Source organism: Oceanisphaera sp. (assembly GCF_052084945.1).
GTDB lineage: Bacteria > Pseudomonadota > Gammaproteobacteria > Enterobacterales > Aeromonadaceae > Oceanimonas.
Genome location: NZ_JBQDEX010000159.1, coordinates 1 through 4,221 on the forward strand (window position 1 = coordinate 1; position 4,221 = coordinate 4,221).

5 protein-coding genes are annotated in these 4,221 nt (G+C 46.5%); 3 read left to right on the forward strand and 2 right to left on the reverse strand.

Annotation, left to right across the window (positions count from 1 at the left end):
- Window positions 1-107 precede the first annotated feature (107 nt).
- Window positions 108-413 carry a hypothetical protein gene (locus ACTHY5_RS11310; RefSeq protein WP_441879691.1) on the reverse strand — a complete coding sequence of 102 codons (306 nt, stop codon included), beginning with the start codon at window positions 411-413 and terminating at the stop codon, window positions 108-110.
- Window positions 414-536: 123 nt separating this feature from the next.
- On the reverse strand, window positions 537-1,916 hold the full coding sequence (gene cysS, locus ACTHY5_RS11315) for a cysteine--tRNA ligase (RefSeq protein ID WP_441879693.1): 1,380 nt from the start codon (window positions 1,914-1,916) through the stop codon (window positions 537-539).
- Window positions 1,917-2,076: 160 nt separating this feature from the next.
- Here cysS and ACTHY5_RS11320 point away from each other — a divergent pair, with 160 nt between their 5' ends.
- The 3 genes from ACTHY5_RS11320 to ACTHY5_RS11330 all read left to right on the forward strand — a co-directional run bounded on the left by ACTHY5_RS11320 (window position 2,077) and on the right by ACTHY5_RS11330 (window position 3,888).
- A complete protein-coding gene (locus ACTHY5_RS11320) occupies window positions 2,077-2,574 on the forward strand; it encodes a peptidylprolyl isomerase (RefSeq protein WP_441879695.1) in 498 nt (165 codons plus the stop codon).
- Between the two features lie 202 nt (window positions 2,575-2,776).
- A complete protein-coding gene (gene lpxH, locus ACTHY5_RS11325) occupies window positions 2,777-3,523 on the forward strand; it encodes a UDP-2,3-diacylglucosamine diphosphatase (RefSeq protein ID WP_441879697.1) in 747 nt (248 codons plus the stop codon).
- Window positions 3,520-3,888: a diacylglycerol kinase gene (locus ACTHY5_RS11330; protein WP_441879699.1), complete on the forward strand. Its 369-nt coding sequence runs from the start codon at window positions 3,520-3,522 to the stop codon at window positions 3,886-3,888. The genes lpxH and ACTHY5_RS11330 overlap by 4 nt, the downstream gene beginning before the upstream one ends.
- Window positions 3,889-4,221 lie beyond the last annotated feature (333 nt).

The window sequence follows — 4,221 nt, forward strand, 5'->3', positions numbered from 1 at the left end:
CTTAACAATCATTATCCGTGTATTCCGTGGCTGAGTGTTTGTCAGTTAATTCAACATCCAACATCCAACATTCAACATCCAACATTCAATATCTAACATTGCCCTTGTTAAGGTTGCTCTAATGTTTCTTCTAAAATTTCATTAAGGCGTTGTTCTGCTTCTTGTGATGCTTCTTGAGTGACGACCTCAAGTTGTTCTTTTTGCTGCTCTATTACCTTAGGCTCTGGGGCGCTGGCGTGATTACCATTGGGATTATTTACTTGCGTGTTGGGTGTGGTTTGAGTGCTCTGTGTTGCTTGATTATCCATCACCTCGTCAATGTTATCGCCAATGTCTGAGGCTGGGCCTTGGGGCTCGCAGGCGGTTAGGCCTAGTAGGGCGGTGAGTAATAAGCTGGCTGTGATGGTGCGCATGTTGAGTCTCCTTAACCGGCATGTTAACGCCGATTGGTAAGCGGATTAAAAAAGAGGGCACCAATTATGGTGTCCTCAATATTTTTTTCAATATGGATTTTAAATCAGCTGGTTGAGCCGGGGTTACTTACGACGCCAGCGGGTACCTTCGGCACTGTCTTCTAGCACTATGCCCATGGCGGTCAGCTGATCTCGTGCGGCATCTGCTGCGGCCCAGTCTTTATGCTGACGAGCATCTAAACGCGCCTGTATTAGTCGCTCTATTTCGGCCTCTTCTTGATTGTTACCTTGAGCGCCGCGTAAAAAGGCATCAGGGTCTTGCTGTAATAAGCCCAGTACATTAGCCAGCTCTCGTAAGCGAGCGGCAAGGCCGGCGGCTGCGGTATCATCTTTACCTTTTAGACGGTTGATTTCGCGGGTCAGATCAAACAGCGCTGAATAGGCTTCTGGGGTATTAAAGTCATCATTCATGGCGGCTTTAAAGCGCTCAACAAACGGTTCGCCACCCGCGGCTGGCACTACAGGTAAGTCACGCAGTGCGGTATAAAAACGCTCTAATGCACTATGGGCTTTCTTTAGGTTGTCGTCTGAATAATTGAGTTGGCTGCGATAGTGGCCAGACAGCAAGAAATAGCGCACTGTTTCACCGTCAAAGTGCTCAAGTACATCGCGAATGGTAAAGAAGTTGCCGAGTGATTTAGACATTTTCTCTTGATCAACCATCACCATGCCTGAGTGCATCCAGGTATTAACATAAGGAGTCTGGTTGGCGCAGCAGCTTTGGGCTATTTCATTTTCGTGGTGCGGAAACTGTAAATCTGAGCCACCACCGTGAATATCAAAGTGTTTACCTAAGTGTTTGCCGTTCATGGCTGAGCACTCAATGTGCCAACCCGGGCGGCCTAATCCCCAAGGAGACTCCCAGCTGGGCTCGCCGGGCTTTGATTGTTTCCACAACACAAAGTCGAGCGGGCTGCGTTTGCTGTGCTCTACGTCTACACGGGCACCAGCTTGTAGTTGCTCTAAATCTTGGCCCGATAATTTGCCGTAGTCGCTAAAACTGCTGACTTCAAACAAAACATCACCATTGTCTGCCACATAGGCATGACCATCATTGATCAGGGTTTCTACCATGGCGATGATTTCGGGAATATGTTGTGTGGCTTTGGGCTCAATATCGGGGCGCGCAATATTCAAACTATCAAAGTCTTGGTGCATGTCGGCGGTAAGACGCTCGGTAAGCGCATCACAGCTTTCCCCATTTTCGGCGGCACGTTTAATGATTTTGTCGTCAATGTCGGTGATATTACGCACAAAGGTCAGATTGTAGCCAAGATAACGCAAGTAACGTGTTACTACATCAAAGGCGACAAAAGTACGGCCATGGCCAATATGGCATAGGTCGTAAATGGTAACGCCACACACGTACATGCCGACCTTGCCGGCCTCTAAAGGGGTGAATGCTTCTTTTTGTCGGGTCAGGGTATTATAGATTTTCAGCATGTTTTCGCATCTTGGTCAAAGTGTAAGGGGTAAATACACTACTATTGAACCTTTAATGGCAATTTGGTGCAAGCCTTGCTGCTCTAGGGGTTCGCTAATGGGCCTGCTTGCGTTAAAATCATCGCCTAAATCGGTTTATTTTGGATACTGGATATTGATTATGGTTACATTACATACAACTCATGGTGACATCACCTTAAATTTGTTTGCTGATAAAGCCCCAGAAACGGTGGCTAACTTTTTACAATATTGCCGTGACGGTCATTACGATGGGGTATTGTTTCACCGTGTGATTGATGGTTTTATGGTGCAGGGCGGTGGTTTTAATGCCGACTTTGTAGAAAAGCCAACGCGTGAGCCGGTTAAAAACGAAGCCGATAATGGCTTGTCTAATAAAGTGGGTGCCATTGCTATGGCGCGTACGTCTGAGCCGCATTCAGCGTCTGCTCAGTTTTTTATTAACGTGGGCGACAACGACTTCTTGAACTTCAAGTCTGCAACAACGCAAGGCTACGGCTATTGTGTGTTTGGTGAAGTAGTGGAAGGCATGGATGTTGTCAATAAAATCAAAGGTGTGGCCACTGGCACCCGTGGTTATGTGCATCAAGATGTGCCAGTAGAAGACATTTTGATTACTAGCACCACCGTAAGTGAGTAACTAGAACGCAGGGTACTGGGTTATAAAGCTGCACAGTTATAAAATGCCTGCTATTGAGCAGGCATTTTTTGTTAATACCAATCTAAGTAAGTATATGGTCAGTTTGTATTAAGTAAAAAACTAAGGACTATTTTGAGCAGTTAGCTTTACAGATTGGTATAATATGCTTTCTTTCTTTACGCGTTTTAAATGTGAGCCTGTCTTGAAGCCAACCACGCTATTTATTGCCGATTTGCACCTAAGTGCAGGTCGCCCAGACATTACTGCCGCTTTTATGCGCTTTATGCAGCAAGAAGCGGTGCATGCCGATGCTCTTTATGTACTAGGAGACTTATTTGAGTTTTCTATTGGTGATGATGAACCCAGTACACTTAATGATGATGTAGCGGCTGCATTTAAGCTGTGTGTAGAGCAGGGCACACCTGTGTATTTTATTCATGGCAATCGTGACTTTATGGTGGGACGGCGCTTTGCTAAACAGGCCAATGTGAGTTTGTTACCCGAACATAAAGTGATTGATTTATACGGTGAGCCTACTTTGATTATGCACGGCGATACCTTGTGCATTGATGATGCGGGTTATCAGCGTTATCGACGTATTACTCGTTGGGGCTGGTTACAGTGGCTGTTTTTACGCCTGCCTTTGCGTTTTCGGATGAATATTGCTGATGGTATTCGCAGTAAAAGCGCCCAGTCTAAAGACGAAAAAGTGATGCAGGTTATGGATGTGAATCAGGCTGAAGTGGTGCGCCAAATGCAGCGCTATAAGGTACAAATGCTTATTCACGGCCATACCCATAGGCCCAATATTCATTCGCTTTGTATCAACGAGCAAGCAGCACAGCGCATTGTGCTGGGGGATTGGTACACCCAAGGCAGCGTATTGGTGGTAACCCCTCATGGCTATGATTTACAAAGCAGGCAGCTATTCAGTGAGGAGAAGGCATGAAGCCAGGTAAAACCGGTTTAGCACGTATTGTTGCAGCCGGTGGTTATTCAGTGAAAGGGCTAAAAGCCGCCTATCAACATGAAGCAGCATTTCGCCAAGAGTGTTGGTTGCTGGTGGTGTTGTTGCCCATAGTATTGATTTGGGATATTAGCTTACTGGCCAAAGCGCTGTTGATGATCACTATGGTATTGGTATTGATAGTGGAGTTGTTTAATTCTGCCATAGAGGCGGTGGTTGACCGCATTGGCCCTGAGTTTCATGAGCTATCGGGGCGCGCTAAAGACATTGGCTCGGCTGGAGTGATGCTAGCCTTAGTGCTCTGTGGCATCACTTGGCTGCTGGTGTTTTTAGATTGGTTGAATTAACTGACAAGCGCCCAGCGCCTAGCACCAAGCTTTAAAAATGGGTCATTGCGAGGAGTGCAACAACGCGGCAATCCATTCAACAGGCTGTAAGGTTTTATTACGTCCTCCTCACCCCTTGCAGGTTTATCTCAGCCAGTCCTCTTTACAGTCTTACAGCCAGGTTTTAATTTTGCTACGCAAAATCGGCCAGCTGAAGCGGCCTCTACGAGAGCATAAGGTTGGCTTGTAGAAGCCGCTTCAGCCGGCTGGTGTCGCGCAGCGGCACGTCTTAAAACACATTTGCCACGGAATACACGGAACAACACGGAAAAATAAAGATAACATCTGAAAAGA

Bases quoted from the DNA above. Each gene is read 5' to 3' on its own strand.
- ACTHY5_RS11330 (WP_441879699.1), top strand. From the start codon at position 3,520: ATGAAGCCAGGTAAAACCGGTTTAGCACGTATTGTTGCAGCCGGTGGT.
- ACTHY5_RS11320 (WP_441879695.1), top strand. From the start codon at position 2,077: ATGGTTACATTACATACAACTCATGGTGACATCACCTTAAATTTGTTT.
- ACTHY5_RS11310 (WP_441879691.1), bottom strand. From the start codon at position 413: ATGCGCACCATCACAGCCAGCTTATTACTCACCGCCCTACTAGGCCTA.
- cysS (WP_441879693.1), bottom strand. From the start codon at position 1,916: ATGCTGAAAATCTATAATACCCTGACCCGACAAAAAGAAGCATTCACC.